Raw genomic sequence first — 14653 nt, 5'->3', positions numbered from 1 at the left:
ATGAAACATCACGCCAATTATATTCTCGCAAGGCAACCTGCCTTTTACCGGCTGCTGCTGGAGGTGGTTCGCAGCAGGCACCTTGAGAAGAAGACGTTCCTTCGACTGGTGAAAGACGGGGATGTGGCATTCGACATTGGTGCGAACAAGGGTTCCTATACCGTGTTGTTTTCGCATATTGTCGGATCACGCGGGCAGGTGCATTCGTTTGAACCGGTGCGTTCAACCTTGGATATGCTGAAAGACAGGCTGGCAAAGGAGCAGCGCTTTGCCAACGTCACTTTGAACCAGGCGGCGATGGGGGAGAGCGAGGGGGAGATGGTCATGCACATTCCGGCTGGAGATCACGGGCAGGCTTCGTTGCGCAGGCACTCGACCGGGTCGTGGGCGAAGGATCAAACGGAATCCGTGTCCTGCCGGGTTAAGACGATGGATGGGTATGCGGCGGAGAAGGAATTGAAGAAGCTCGATTTTATCAAAATGGATATTGAGGGGGCGGAGTTGCTTGCCTTGCGTGGTGGAGAAAAAACCTTGGGCAAGTTTCAACCGGTGTTGCACCTGGAATTTTACCGTAGCTGGACGGAGGCCTTTGGTTATGGCGCGAAGGAGTTGCTGGCTCCGTTGCGCGCATTGGGTTACCGGAATTTTTACCGGGGCGATTTTACGGTTCTCAATCAACCTGAGGAGGAACTTAACGCAACGGAACACTCGGAGAATGTGATTTGTTCAGCGCGTCCGCTGTGAGGTTGGGGCCAGAAAGTTCGGATCAGATAAATCGATGAACAAGCCGACTAAACAGTGGTTGAGAAAGGGTGTTCTGTCGGGCTTGGTGTGTTTGGTCCTTGGCGGGATTGGGGCCGAACTGGTGGCCCGATTTCATTTGGGTTTGGGCGATCCCCCACTCATGATGGAGGATTCAAAAATTGAATATCTTTACAAGCCGTCAAGCAACTACCAGCGGTTCGGTCATGAAGTGCGCTACAATCAGTATTCCATGCGGAGCGACGATTTTTCGCAGCGTAAAACGGCGCGTGAGGAGCTGCGTGTTTTGGTGATCGGTGACAGCGTGGTGGAGGGCGGGGGGTTGGTGGATCAGAAGGATATTGCGACGGAGCGTTTACGGAAATTGCTGCAGCAAGGCACGCAGATTCCAGTGTTGGTGGGCAATGCGTCTGCGAAAAGCTGGGGGCCGCCCAACATGCTTGAATACGTGAAGCGATACGGATTTTTTGATGCCGATGTCTGCATTGTGGTGGTGTCGAGTCATGATGTGGCCGATGTGCCAACCTTCATGCCCATTGTTGGGGTGCATCCCGATTTTCCAGCGCGCAAACCCGTCCTTGCAGTAGAGGAACTGTTCACCCGCTATCTGCCGAGATACGTTCCCGCCATGCGCAAAAATCTGCCACAGCCGGATACCCTCAATCCAGAAGAGTTGGAGAGGTTGATGAAGTCGTCCGTGGAAACCTCCATGCAAGCGTTGCGTGAACTGTTGGAACTGGCCAAGGCCTCGGGTGCGGAGGTGATGGTGGCCCAGCATTTGGAAAAGCGGGAGCTTGAGGACAAACCTATGCCGGGTCATGGGGTAATTGCAGACGTGGCAAAAAGCTGTGGGACCGAGGTCATTCAACTTGGACCCGCAATGGCATCCACTCGCGAAGCAGGCACCGAGACTTACAAGGACAACATTCATCTCACGTCCGCCGGACAGGAGGCGGTCGGGGAGGCGCTGTTCAAAGCTGTTCAATCCGCGCTTGATGGTGAGAACGGAAAGCGCTTGACGCTGCGGGGTGAAACCGAGTGAGCAGCGACCATTGTTGATCGCCCGGCCTGTCTATCTTTTTGTAACCGTTTCAATGTCCCATTCGCGATCTCCGTCGGCATCCAAATTATGAGCAATATTCTTTACTTTCTATACCGGGCCAAAAAGCGGCTCCTGCCAACATTGAAGATGCGCCACTATTCGTTTGTTGAAAACATGCGCGGCCGATTGGTGCAGAGCTTGCGGAAGGAGCCGGTGGAAATTCTCGGACAACGAATGCTGCTTGATACCAATGATGCCCTGAACCTTGCATTGAACCGGATCTATGAACCCGCGGAGACGGAACTTCTACAGAAACTGATCAAGCCGGGAGATACCATTGTGGATGTGGGGGCAAACATTGGATACTACAGTTTGATTTTCGCCAAGGCAGTGGGGCCGACAGGAACGGTGTTTGGTTTTGAACCTGATCCGGGCAACTTTTCCCTGCTGACTCAGAACCTGAAACTTAATGGGCATGAAAATGTGACCATGGTGAACAAGGCAGTCACCGACAAAAGTGGCGAGATTGAGTTATTTGTCTCACCGGGCTGTCCTGCGGACCATCGTATCTACGATTCGGGAGATGGACGTCAGAAGCTAACCATCCCTGCGGTGGCGCTGGATGATTATTTCTCGGAAATCAAGGCGCAGATCGATTTGATCAAGATGGACATTCAGGGGGCGGAGTTTTTTGCCGTCAAAGGGATGAAGAAGGTGCTGGCAACCAATCCAAAGGTGAAATTGCTTACCGAGTTCTGGCCTTTTGGATTGAAGCGTGCCGGGGTGGATCCGATGGACTATCTCAAGCTGCTGCGTGAAATTGGGTTGAAGGTGTTGTATTTTGACGAGTCCAACAAAACCTTGAGAACAGCGGAGATGCAGGAGTTGATTGATCTGACTCCCGTGGCGGAGCCTATCTACTGCAACCTGCTCTGCGAACCGGAACGCTAGGTGAAACGCTATCCTGCTTACCGAGGGAAGATAGCCCGGCGATTGCTTTTCTGTAATTGAGAGTCCCAATATTTGCCCAGCATTGACTTAATCATCATGAACGAGACACCCACCAAAAAGGCACCCCTAGAATTTCCAGTGCTGGATTTGTTCCGGGGCATTACCACGATTTGGGTTTTGATCGCCCACATCACGTTCATTTGCGGAACGCCCATCTACTTCATTAGTGCGGGCTGGCTGGCGGTGGAGATTTTCATCGCCCTCTCGGGGTTCCTGATGTATTTGCTCCTTTTGGACGAACGGGCGAGCAAGCCTGGGGCAATCAAGGCCTATTATGTAAGACGATTTTTTCGGGTGGCCCCGTCGTTTTATCTGGCGCTGATTCTTTACATTTGTTTTCGGGAGTTTTACGTCACCAACCTCGGCGAAATCGAAAGCCTGCTGGGTAGTGACTATAAGATCCCCGGGGTCAATCTGGAAATAGGACCGTGGTCGGTGGTGCTGAACTTCCTGTTTTTGAATGGCTTCATTCCTTGGGAAAATATCAAAATTGTCGCCCCTTCCTGGACGCTTTGTCTGGAGATGCAGTATTATCTGCTGGCACCTTTGTTGATTCCGATCTTGAGGAACAAACCGTTGGTGGGACTGGGCATCTATTTCGTGGTCAACCTCGTCGCGAACAAGCTGTTTGGGGTGTTTGGTGAGTCGGGGCTGTTGTTTGACTATTTCTATCCGTCGTTCCTGCCCAATCGTTTGTTTCTGTTTGGCATAGGGGCGATGTTGTGCCGGGCGGTGTTGGACAATACGAGCCAAAACCGGATGCTTCTGGCGTTGTCCTTGTTGGGTGGTTTGTATCTGTTCACCTGGCGGTCGGCGATGGTCTGCACCGCTTTTGCAATTGTGGTGATGCTGACCACCCATCATCATGGTTACTTTTCACGTGGGGTCAAATGGCTGGCGGATACACGGGCGGTTCGGTTGCTGGCGGACTGGACTTACGGAATTTACCTGTATCAAATGTTTGGCATGGCGATGGCGGCCTGGGTGATGACGCGTTATCTTCCCAAGGATTTGTCATTCCCTGTGATGTTGACGGTGTTTGTGGTGTTGTTGTCGGTTTTCACGGTAATCATCACCGTGGTGGTGTTCAATTTTGTTGAGAAACCTGCGCGATCTTTGGGGCGGGTGGTGTCGAAGAGGATTACTGAAAAGGCCAAACGCAAGGCAGCGGGTGAGGATTTGGGTGAAGGGACGACGATCAGTCGACCTCTGGCAGAACCTTAGTTCTGTTTGGTATTGAAGGGGGTGAGACGGTCGAGCTATGAAATGGAAAGGGAATTGATCATCATCTCCACGCCACTGCCCCCACGTCCGTGTGGCATCGGAGGTTACACGGCCATGCTTGGACGTTACTGGCCGGAAGATACCCGGGTTTTTCATCTGGTGGATGCAGAGGCTCAAGAGTCGGCCCGGCATCTTGGACTTGGGAACATTCTGCAAATGGAGCGCACGAAGCGGTCGATGTTGCAGCAGTTGAACAAGCATCCGGATGCGGACATTTTGTTGCAGTATGCGGGGCGCGCCTATGACCGTTTGGGATGTCCGTTTTGGTTGTTGGGCGCTTTGCGTGAGTGGCGGCGTCGACATCCTGAGCGGAGGCTGACGGTCTTTTTTCACGAGTTGTGGGGGGAGGTGCCCTGGACCAGCAAGTTCGCTTTGACCGAGGCTGCAAGTCGATGGATTTCAAAGCGATTGATGCGTCTGGCGGATGGAGTGGTGACGAATACCCCGCATCATGCAGCAAGGTTGCAGCGGGCGTTTGGTGGCGAGATGATGGACTGTGTGCCGGTGGGTTCGAACATTCTTCCCGCGTTGGATGGTTTCCCGCGTTTTGAGGAGCGCGCCAAGGGTGAGTTTGCAGTCTTGACCGCGCCATACGGGCGGGTTCAGTTATTCCGGGAGATGGGCGAGGCGTTGCGAAAGCTTGCTGATAAAGGGTTGCTGAAACAGGTGCACATTATTGGTCCGAGTGATCCGCGCTGGGCGGCGGAAGAAAAACGCTTGTTGAAGGATTTCCTGCCCGGGGGACAAGTGAAGATGCATGGAATTTTGGCGGCGGACAAGGTGTCGGAGTTATTGAGTCACTGTGCATTCGCGTTGCTGGCGCAGCCGGTGGAGAGCTTGATGAAGTCGACGGCGTTCATGGCATTTGCGAGCCATCAGATGGTGGTGGTGTCGAGCCGCCATGATGATTCCGGCGAGGTGCCGCAGGAGTTTTTGGTGAAGCCGGAAGTGTTGTGGGAGCGAGATGGTAATGATGGGTTTCTTGCTTCGAAGGCCAAGGGGTTGCATGAGTGGTATCAGGAGCATGCGAGTTGGGGACGGATTGCGGGACGGGTGGCGAAGATCTGCTGAGTGATGAATGTGGACTCGACGATTACCATGATCGCACCGCAGCTGCCTCCTGCGGTTTGTGGGATCGGCGACTACACGACGAGGCTGGTGGCGGCGTGGCCCGGGGATGAGAAGTTTTGTTTTTTGCTGGCGAGGGGGGTGGAAGAAAGCCGGGCGGTATTTCCAGGACAGGTGGTTGAGGGGTTTGAGTTGAGCGGGGATGGACTGGAGGCGGCATTGGATCGAGTGGGTGCCTCCCTGGTGATGATGCAATACAGCGGCTTTGGTTTTGACCGGCGTGGTTGCCCCTTGTGGATGCCCGATGCTTTTGAGCGGTGGCAGGCGAAAGGCCGGGGCAGGCGGCTGGCGATCATGTTTCATGAACTCTGGAGCCTGAGACCATGGTGGGACCCGCGGGTGCTGCGCATGAGGGCGCATCGGCATAGTGTGCGGCGGCTGGTTGCGCTATCGGAGTCGGTGTTTACCAACACGGAAGGATATGCGGGATGGTTGCGGCAGTTCGGTTTAAAAACGCCAGTGACGGTGGCTCCGGTGGGGTCGAATGTGAGTGTGTCGTCGTCGGCGTCTTCGGGGAAAGTTCGGGAGCGCGGGGTGATGGTGGTGTTTGGGAAACAAGGGACGAGGTTGATGTCGTTGCGTCCGATGCTGGCCGGTTTGCAGCGGTTGAGTGAGGCGGGACGCTTGAAGAAGCTGGTGATTCTGGGTGGCAGTGATGATGGCGGCAGGGCGGAGCGGGAGTTGTTGAAGGAGGTGCTGCCATTGGAGCAGGTGGAGGCAACGGGCTTTGTGGAGGAAGGTGAGCTGTCGGCGATTTTGGACGGAGCGGAGTTCGGGATTTCCGGACAGGATTGGTCGAGCGTGGAGAAGTCCACGACGTTCATGGCTTATGCGGCCCATGGGCTGAACATTTTGTCGCCTTTCGCGGGATCGGACACGCGGGCGCCCTTTGCATGGCTGACGGGAGTGGAGGAGTTGCTGGCGGAAGATGGTGACCTGGACGGCAGGCTGATTGAACGATCGCAAGCGCTGCGAGACTGGCATGCGTCGACGGCTTCCTGGCCTGCCATTGCGGCGAAGATGAGTGAGGGATTGAGGCCTGGACACAGGGTTCCGGCGGTGGCGAGCTAAGTGGATCAACAAGTCAGATTCTGTTTTATTTTTTCTTTTATCACTGACCATGGAAGTAACTAATTCGCCTGATCGGCCACTTGGAGTGGTGGCTGACGCTCTGCTTTTCTTTTGCCGTCGCTATCCATGGGAGAAGGGACGCAGCAGGCTGGTTCGGCTGGTCGACCAGTTGTTGCCGAAGGGGGCCTATCTGGTGACCGCGATGATGAAGCAATCGGGTGCCAGACTGCGGGTGCCGCGGGCGGACTGGTTGAGTTTGCACATGTTTACGTTTGGTGATTATGAGCAGGACATCGTGCGATTTTTGAAGCTGGCGATGCAGCGTCCTTGCGCGGGGCGTCCGGTCCTGGTGGATGTGGGGGCGAACCTGGGATGGATCACGGTTTCGACCTTGATGGGCACGGAGGGGGAGGCGATTGCATTTGAGCCGGTGCCGGAACTGAAGGGGTGGTTTGAGGAGAATCAAAAACTCAACGGCCTTGAGAAGCGGGTGCGGCTGCATCCGGTGGCGGTGGGCGAGGAGGATGGGGAGATCAGTTTCTTTTTTCATCCCGAGCAACTTGCCTACAGCGGTGGTCAACCCCTGCCGGGGAGCACGGAAATCAAGGTGCCGGTGCACCGGCTGTCTTCGTTGATTTCAGAAACGCAATGGCAGAATGCGGCGGTGGTGAAGGTGGATGTGGAGGGGTTTGAGCGCGAGGTTTTCCGTGGAGCGAAAGCGTTGTTCGCGATGCGCCGACCTCCCTTGGTGTTTGAAGTGAACCGGCCGGCGCTGGAGGAGCGAGGGATTCGTCCGAGTGAGCTGGTGGAGCCATTGCGGGAGGCGGGGTATACGAAGTTTTATTCCATGGAACACTGTCTCTATCCACCTGAAAACGGGGCGTTCCGGGTTTCCAATGTGTTTGCGGGGACGGATGAGCATCAAGATTTGATCGATGCTTATGGGTATGATCCAGAGTTCAAACTTCGGGCACGGCGATTGATGCCGGTGGCACCTTTGGAGTTGTAAGTGGGCGTGGTAATTTCGAAGAATTTTGATGAGTCCGTTGAAAATTTTGCATGTCGCACCGTGTCACGGTGGATTTGGTGGCATTGAAGCTTTTACTTTGAGGCTGGCGGAGGAGTTGCATTCGCAGGGGCAATTTGCTTCGGTGGGATTCAAGAGGGTAAAGAACTTTAAGCTGCTGGATTCGCTGACGGGGGCGATTGAAGCGTCGCCGGTCAACGCGACTTTTATTGATCGTGGTTCGGATGAGTTGAAGCAGTTGATTGCCGGGGCTGACGTGGTGCACCTGCATAATCCGACACCAGATGCCACGTTGTTTGCCAAGCTGGCGGGCAAGCCGTTGGTGGTGACGATCTACAACCGATTTGGACGTGGCGGATGGATGCACCGGGTGTTGTGGAAGCTGGCGGCACGTTGTGCCCATCGACGTTGGTATATCTCGGATTTTGTCTGGTCGACCTGGGAGCCGGGTCGGCGCAGGACGGGAAGTGGCAAGATGCCGATCATCTCGAATCTGCCCTCGGAGAGCGTTCCACCGCATGAACGCCGGGGATTTATTTTTGTGGGGCGCTGGATCGAAAACAAGGGCCTTGAAGAATTGTTGGAGGCGTATGCGCGAGCAGGGTTGGATCCGGCGGTCTGGCCCTTGACCCTGGTGGGATTTGGACCGTTGGAGGACCGGGTGCAGGCGTTGATCGACAAGCATCAACTGCGCGGGGTGATCCGGCCGGGGTTCGTCAGTGATGCGGAGCGCAATGACATGATCCGCCGCGCCAAGTGGATGGTGACGCCGCCGAACACGAAGGAGGATCTGGGGCTGACGCCGATTGAGTCGCGTCATGTGGGGGTGCCGGCGATCATCACGCGGGATGGCGGACTTCCTGAGGCGGGCGGTCGGCACAGCTTGATCTGCGAGCCGGGAGATGTGGCGGGATTGCAGCGACTGTTGGAGCAGGCGGCGGCGATGCCGGAGGATGAGTATGTGAAGCTGTCGGAAGTGACGCGTGCGGAACTGATGGAGTATTTGCAGCCGCTGTCGGTGTATCTGGACAGCTATCGTGAACTGATGACGGAGTTTCACGGCGGGGCATCGAAGCTAACTCATCAACAACGTGGTTATGGAACTTAACAACTTATTCCTGCTATCTAACTCATGAACGACATCAGCATTTTGGACGGGCTGGCGAAGCCCCAATACTTGTTTCAGCCGCACCGTGTGGTTTCGCGTCTGTGCCAGCATTTTTTTGGCAACAAGGCGGGGGATACGGAGGTGATCAAACTGCCATGGGGTTTGCCGCTTTGTGTGGATCCGCGCGAGGTAATTGGCAGGGCGATTGCCAAGACGGGCGTGCATGAGACGGTGGTGACGGAGGTGTTGTGGCGGCTGGTGGAGCCGGGCGATGTGGTGGCGGACATTGGTGCCAACATTGGTTACACTTCGTCGATCCTGTCGAAGAAGGCAGGTTCGAGCGGGCAGGTGTTTAGCTTTGAGCCGCATCCGGAAGTTTTCAAGGTGTTGCAGGCAAATGTGGATCGTTGGAAAGGCGTTCCGGGCACCGCACCGGTGACGGCGATGCCGCTGGCGTTGAGCAGCAGTGCGGGGGTGGCGGCGCTGGCGATGGAGGAGGATTTTGCGGTGAACAACGGGACGTCGAAGTTGAAGGAGGCGGATGTTGCCAATGCAGCGCGGCAGATTTCGGTGAAGATGGAACGGTTCGATCATTTTGCGCAGGATTTTCAGAAGGTGAAGCTGGTGAAGATTGATGTGGAGGGACACGAGTTACCGGTGTTGCAGGGGTTCGGAGATTTTCTTTCGAAGCAGATGGTCCGGGACATTGTGTTTGAGGAGTGGGATGCGTATCCGGCGGCCACGCACCGGTTGTTGGAGGAGGCGGGGTATACGATTTTTGCCTGTGAAGAGCATTTGTCCGGCGTGGGTCTGAAGCCGGTGGCGGAGGAATACCAACGGCGTTCTTATGATTCGCCGTGTTATCTCGCCACGGCGGATGTGGCGAGGGCGAAGAGGCTGATTGAACCCCGGGGCTGGCAGTCTTTTGGGTTGGGGAGATGGCTGGCAAAGTAAGCGGGTGCGGGTGTGGTTGTGGGTTGTTGAGTTATGGTTGTTGTCAGTCATCCGGTGGGGAATGCGAATGTCCGGGCCGTGCTTGATGCGTTTCAGCGGGCGGGGTGTTTGCATGAGTTTTACACCACGGTGGCGGCGGATTCGGAGCGTGGTGGATCGTATTTGCCGAAGCGGCTGGCGGCGCAGATGCGGCGTCGGACCTTTCCGGTGCCTGCGACGAAGATCCGGCAGCGTCCTTGGCTTGAGTTGATGCGATTGAGCATTGGGCGGCATGGGTTTGGCACGGCGAATGAATGGGTGACGCGGGTTTGCAAGGATTTGGACCGGCATGTGGCTGGAAGTTTGAGGGTTGAAGAATCGGGGAAGGTGGACGTGGCGTATGCGTATGAAGATTGCGCTTCGCAGACGTTCGCGGTGGCGAAGCAGCGTGGCTGGAAATGTGTTTATGATTTACCCATCGCGTATTGGGGGCTGAGTCAGCGCTTGATGAGGGAGGAGCTGCAGCGCTGGCCGGACTGGGCACCGACGATGCAGGGGGTTCATGATTCGGGAGAGAAGCTGGAGCGCAAGGATGCCGAATTGAGGTTGAGTGATGTGGTGGTTTGTTGCAGCCGTTTTGTTTTGGATTCGCTGCCGGAGTGGGCGAGGCAGGGGAAGCGTTGTGTGGTGGCGGAGTTTGGTTCGGATCAGGATGCTGCGGGTGGGGAGCGCGCTGAGAATGAGAATGAGGATGAGAATGAGCGGCGTCCGTTGCGGGTGTTGTTTGCGGGGTCGATGACGCAGCGCAAAGGGCTGGCGGATTTGTTTGAGGCAGCGAAGTTGTTGGGCCGGGACAAGGTGGAGTTGGTGGTGCTCGGACAGCCGGTGGCACCGTTGAGTTTTTACCAGCAGCAGTGTCCGCAGTTTCGGCATGAGCCAACCCGTTCGCGCCAGGGGGTGCTGGAGCTGATGCGGAATTGCGATGTGTTTGTGCTGCCTTCCTTGGTGGAAGGACGGGCGCTGGTGCAGCAGGAGGCGTTGAGTTGTGGTCTGCCGTTGATCATCACGCCAAATACCGGGGGTGAGGATTTGATTGACGAAGGGGAGACGGGTTTTGTGGTGCCGATCCGTGCGCCGGAGAAAATTGCGGAGCGTCTAGAGTGGTTTTGTCGTCATCGGCATGAATTGAAGGGCATGCGCGAGGCCGCACGACGGAAGGCGGCGCTTTACACCTGGCAGGAATACGGTCGCAAGGTGCTGGAGGCGACCATGGGAACCGATTGAATTTAAAGAGATGGAGATCAACGATATGAATGACGAGGTGGAGATGCAGCGTCGCTATTATGCGGACAAGGCGGAGCGATATGACGATGCACATGTTCATGAGGATGATGAGCATTTTTTTGGGCTGTCATTTCTTGAGGGGGTGCTGGAGTATTTGAAGGCGGATTCGGTGCTGGATGTAGGATCGGGAACTGGTCGCGCGATGGGTTATCTGATGAGGCATCGCCCGGGACTGCGCGTGGCAGGCATTGAGCCGGTGCAGGAATTGCGCGAGGTGGGATATGCCCAGGGCATTCCGAAGGATTGCCTGCTCGATGGGGATGCAACGAAGCTGCCGTATGCTGCGGGCGAGTTTGATGTGGTGTGTGCGTTCGGAGTGCTGCATCACATCCGCCAGCCAGAGCTGGCCATCGCGGAGATGCTGCGGGTGGCCGGAAAGGCGATTTTCATCTCTGATGCGAACAACTTTGGGCGTGGATCGCGGCTGGGGCGTTTAATGAAGCAGTCGATCAACTCACTGGGTTTATGGAAGCTGGCTGCGCTGGTGTTGTCGAAAGGCAAAGGCTATGTGGAGACGCCGGGTGATGGGATCTCCTATTCTTATTCGGTGTTCAACAACTACCGGCAGATCAAGCAGCAATGCCGGAGTGTGCATCTTCTTAATACCACGCCCGGTGACATCAATCCCTACCGGTCCGCCAGTCATGTGGCGTTGCTTGGCATCAAAAAATAGCAATGCGGCTGGTGGGCATTTTCATTGAAGTTGCGCTGGCCTGAATTAGCGTCAAACTTTCCATTTCTTATCCGGTGTATATCAGTCCCAACAACCCTTACATCAAAGGCATCAAACTGCTGATATGGACTTATATCCTGCTATTGATCTTTGAAGGTTCGCTGCGCAAATGGGTGCTGCCGCAGCTGGCCGCGATCTTCTTTGCGATCCGTGCACCGGTCGTGCTGATGGCTTATGCGTTTGCTTTCAGGGTGGGGGTGTTTCCCTGGAATGCGTTTGTGTGTTCGCTGATGTTTCTTGGCGGACTGACTTTTTTCGTGGGGCTGATTCCGCAGTTCAACACGCTGTTTGTGGCCATCATTGGCGCTCATTCCAACTTCTTCCACCTGCCGTTCATCTTCCTGATGGCGAAGGTGATGAACATGAAGGACATCAAAGCGATCGGCACGTTCTTCCTGGCACTGGCCATTCCGATGGCGGTGCTGATGGTGCTGCAGTTCAAGGCGGGTCCGTTTTCCTATTTAAACATTGGTGCGGGCGGGATGGAAGGGGTTCAGCTCGGGTCAGCGCAGGGCAGGATTCGTCCAGCGGGGACCTTTGCTTTTGCCACCGGACCGGCGCTGTTTTACGGGGTCGTCTCGGCATTTCTGGCGTATGGTTTCTTCAAGCCGAAGGTCTATTCGATGTGGCTGCTGCTGCCATCGGCTGCCTCCTTGGTGGCGGCGCTTGCGGTGTCGGGAAGTCGATCGCTGGTTGCGTCGTGCGGCTGTGTGGTGATTGGGGCATTGCTGGCGGCCCTTTGGCAGCCCTGGATGCTGGCCAAGTTTTTCAAGATGGGATTGTTGGTGTCCATAGTGGCAGTGGTGGCATTTCAAGTGCCTGTGGTTCAGGAGGGGTATGACGTTTTGCGTGACCGGTTTATGATGGCGAATGCGTCGGAAGGCGGAGCCATGGGCACGGCAGGAAGGATCATGGTGGCCTTCACGCGACCGGTGGAGTTGTTCTTTGAGGCACCGTTGTTTGGGCATGGGCTGGGGATGGGAACCAATGCGGGAGCGAAGATTTTGACTGGGGAACGTGCCTTCATTTTGTATGCGGAGGCGGAGTGGGACCGGGTGATGCTGGAGAGTGGGCCGATCTTTGGAACGGCCTTTATCTTCTGGCGGATCGCGCTCACCGGTTGGTTGGGCTGGAGTTCGTTGATGGCGGCGAGAAAGGGGCACTTGCTGCCGTTGTTCATCTGGTCGACGGCGTTTCTGCTATTGTTGATCGGGCAGTTTGGTCCGGCCACAACCTTGGGTTTTACCGTGCTCATGGGCGGGCTCTGTTTGACCAGTTTGAACACGGTGGAGGATGAGAACGAAGACGAGGAAAAGGAAGAGGTGGAGGTGGAGGATGATACCCAACTTGTGGTGAGTGGTGAACCAATCGGACCTGACGGCAGGAGCGCACAGGCACTTTGAAGTGAAGATTCTTCTGGTTGGTAACTACCGGACGGACCGGCAGGAAAGCATGCAGCGTTTTGCGGCATTGCTGGAAGCCGGTCTTGTTGCGTCGGGGGTTGGCATTGAGGTGCGGATGATCCGACCGGAGCCGGTGTTTGGCCGATTGAAACCGGCAGCTTATGGAGTGGGCAAGTGGCTGGGGTATCTGGACAAGTTTCTGCTGTTCCCGTGGCGCTTGAGGAAGGCGGCGCGATGGGCGGATGTGGTTCATGTGTGCGATCACTCCAATGCATTTTACACGGCGGATGTAGGGAGCACACCGGTGCTGGTGACGTGTCATGATCTGCTGGCGGTGAGGGGTGGCTTGGGCGAGGACACTGACTGTCCGGCCTCGTATGCGGGGAGGATTTTACAGCGTTGGATTCTTGCGGGATTGCGGAAGGCGACGTGGATTGCGTGTGACTCGACTTACACGCAGGATGATTTAAGACGATTGACGGATGAGGATCGGGTGAGTCGGTCTTCGGTGGTGTTGTTGGGGTTGAATCAACCGTTCAGAAAGCTGACGGAGGAGGAGAGTCGGCAAAGGCTGCTAGAGGTGGAGGGATTGGATCTAGAGGTTCCGTATCTGCTTTGTGTGGGGAGGAATCTGCGGCGCAAAAATCGCGATGGCATGTTGCGTCTGATGGCGCGTTTGAAGGGGCGCTGGCATGGCAGGCTGGTGATTGCCGGAGAACCGTTGGATGAGGGGTTGGAGAAGTTGAAGGATGAACTTGGGGTGGGGGAACAGGTGGTGAAGATCATCAAACCTTCGCATGAGGTGCTTGAGGCACTTTACAACCGGGCGTATGCGCTGCTGTTTTTGTCGCGCTTTGAGGGTTTTGGCTGGCCGGTGGTGGAGGCCCAGACTTGTGGTTGCCCGGTGATTTGTAGTGATCGGACTTCGGTGCCGGAAGTGGCGGGCGATGCGGCGTTGGTGGTGGACATTGATGAGGTGGAATCGGTTGCAGCGGCGGTGTTAAAGCTGGAAGATGGGGCGCAGCGAGCGGATTTGATCAAACGAGGGTTGCAGAATGCACCGCGTTTTTTGGCGCAGCGGATGATGGATGACTATCTGCAACTTTACCAAAAACTATGCGACAAATCGGGGCGTTGATGGTGCATGTGGCGGCTTGTGTGCTGCCTTGGGGGCTGCGCCGCCGGGTGTTGTGCTGGTGTTTTGGATATGAGATCCATCCCACGGCACGGATTGGGCTGGCGTTGGTTTATCCGCAGCGACTGGTGATGGGGCCGCATTCGCGCATTGGCCACGGAACGGTGTGTCGTGGCATTACTTTGTTGGAGTTGCGCGAGCGTGCGACCATCGGCACGGGCAACTGGATCGGTGGGCATCCGGAGAACGGGGGTGGAGGTTATTTTGAGGGGGAGACTGGGCGGAAGTCGGCGTTGATCGTGGAGGAGCATGCGGCGGTAACGACCCGTCATATCATTGATTGCACCAACTGTGTGAGAGTGGGTCGGTTCAGCACGCTGGCGGGGTTTAATTCGCAGTTGCTGACGCACAGCATTGATTTGTTGGAGGGGCGTCAGACTTCGGGTCCGATTACGATTGGTGCTTATTGTTTTGTGGGCACCGGGGTGGTGATTTTGAAGGGCAGTGAGTTGCCGGATTTTTGCGTGTTGGGAGCGCGGGCGTTGTTGCAATCCAGGTTGGAGACGACGCACACGTTGTATGGCGGCGTGCCGGCGAAGGCGTTGAAGGCATTGCCACCGGACGCGGCTTATTTTACGCGGACGACTGGTGTAGTGAAGTAGGCGAACTTCA

14 protein-coding genes are annotated in these 14653 nt (G+C 56.0%); all 14 read left to right on the top strand.

Annotated features, from left to right (window positions below; all coding sequences use genetic code 11):
- The 14 genes from FEM03_RS22740 to FEM03_RS22675 all read left to right on the top strand — a co-directional run bounded on the left by FEM03_RS22740 (position 1) and on the right by FEM03_RS22675 (position 14643).
- A complete protein-coding gene (locus tag FEM03_RS22740; protein ID WP_138088619.1) occupies positions 1 to 744 on the top strand; it encodes an FkbM family methyltransferase in 744 nt (247 codons plus the stop codon).
- A gap of 160 nt (positions 745 to 904) precedes the next feature.
- On the top strand, positions 905 to 1804 hold the full coding sequence (locus FEM03_RS22735; protein ID WP_138088618.1) for an SGNH/GDSL hydrolase family protein: 900 nt from the start codon (positions 905 to 907) through the stop codon (positions 1802 to 1804).
- Between the two features lie 87 nt (positions 1805 to 1891).
- Entirely contained in the window at positions 1892 to 2755 is an 864-nt protein-coding gene (locus FEM03_RS22730; protein WP_138088617.1) for an FkbM family methyltransferase, read from the top strand.
- A gap of 96 nt (positions 2756 to 2851) precedes the next feature.
- Complete coding sequence (locus FEM03_RS22725; protein WP_138088616.1) at positions 2852 to 4039, top strand: acyltransferase family protein; 1188 nt, start codon at positions 2852 to 2854, stop codon at positions 4037 to 4039.
- 42 nt (positions 4040 to 4081) lie between these two features.
- Positions 4082 to 5170, top strand: coding sequence for a glycosyltransferase family protein (locus tag FEM03_RS22720; protein ID WP_138088615.1), 1089 nt, complete (start codon positions 4082 to 4084; stop codon positions 5168 to 5170).
- Positions 5171 to 5197: 27 nt separating this feature from the next.
- On the top strand, positions 5198 to 6298 hold the full coding sequence (locus FEM03_RS22715) for a glycosyltransferase family protein (RefSeq protein WP_138088614.1): 1101 nt from the start codon (positions 5198 to 5200) through the stop codon (positions 6296 to 6298).
- Between the two features lie 49 nt (positions 6299 to 6347).
- Complete coding sequence (locus FEM03_RS22710) at positions 6348 to 7307, top strand: FkbM family methyltransferase (RefSeq protein ID WP_138088613.1); 960 nt, start codon at positions 6348 to 6350, stop codon at positions 7305 to 7307.
- Between the two features lie 28 nt (positions 7308 to 7335).
- A complete protein-coding gene (locus FEM03_RS22705; RefSeq protein ID WP_138088612.1) occupies positions 7336 to 8433 on the top strand; it encodes a glycosyltransferase family 4 protein in 1098 nt (365 codons plus the stop codon).
- 24 nt (positions 8434 to 8457) lie between these two features.
- Entirely contained in the window at positions 8458 to 9387 is a 930-nt protein-coding gene (locus FEM03_RS22700; RefSeq protein ID WP_138088611.1) for an FkbM family methyltransferase, read from the top strand.
- 33 nt (positions 9388 to 9420) lie between these two features.
- On the top strand, positions 9421 to 10650 hold the full coding sequence (locus FEM03_RS22695; RefSeq protein ID WP_138088610.1) for a glycosyltransferase family 4 protein: 1230 nt from the start codon (positions 9421 to 9423) through the stop codon (positions 10648 to 10650).
- Positions 10651 to 10660: 10 nt separating this feature from the next.
- Positions 10661 to 11383, top strand: coding sequence for a class I SAM-dependent methyltransferase (locus FEM03_RS22690; RefSeq protein WP_138088609.1), 723 nt, complete (start codon positions 10661 to 10663; stop codon positions 11381 to 11383).
- A gap of 74 nt (positions 11384 to 11457) precedes the next feature.
- A complete protein-coding gene (locus tag FEM03_RS22685) occupies positions 11458 to 12846 on the top strand; it encodes a hypothetical protein (RefSeq protein WP_138088608.1) in 1389 nt (462 codons plus the stop codon).
- A 1-nt stretch (position 12847) separates the two neighbouring features.
- Positions 12848 to 13984: a glycosyltransferase family 4 protein gene (locus FEM03_RS22680; RefSeq protein WP_138088607.1), complete on the top strand. Its 1137-nt coding sequence runs from the start codon at positions 12848 to 12850 to the stop codon at positions 13982 to 13984.
- On the top strand, positions 13963 to 14643 hold the full coding sequence (locus tag FEM03_RS22675; RefSeq protein WP_138088606.1) for an LbetaH domain-containing protein: 681 nt from the start codon (positions 13963 to 13965) through the stop codon (positions 14641 to 14643). The genes FEM03_RS22680 and FEM03_RS22675 overlap by 22 nt, the downstream gene beginning before the upstream one ends.
- Positions 14644 to 14653 lie beyond the last annotated feature (10 nt).

The organism is Phragmitibacter flavus (assembly GCF_005780165.1).
Classification (GTDB): Bacteria; Verrucomicrobiota; Verrucomicrobiia; order Verrucomicrobiales; family Verrucomicrobiaceae; genus Phragmitibacter; species Phragmitibacter flavus.
This window is presented reverse-complemented; position numbering and strand designations above follow the sequence as displayed.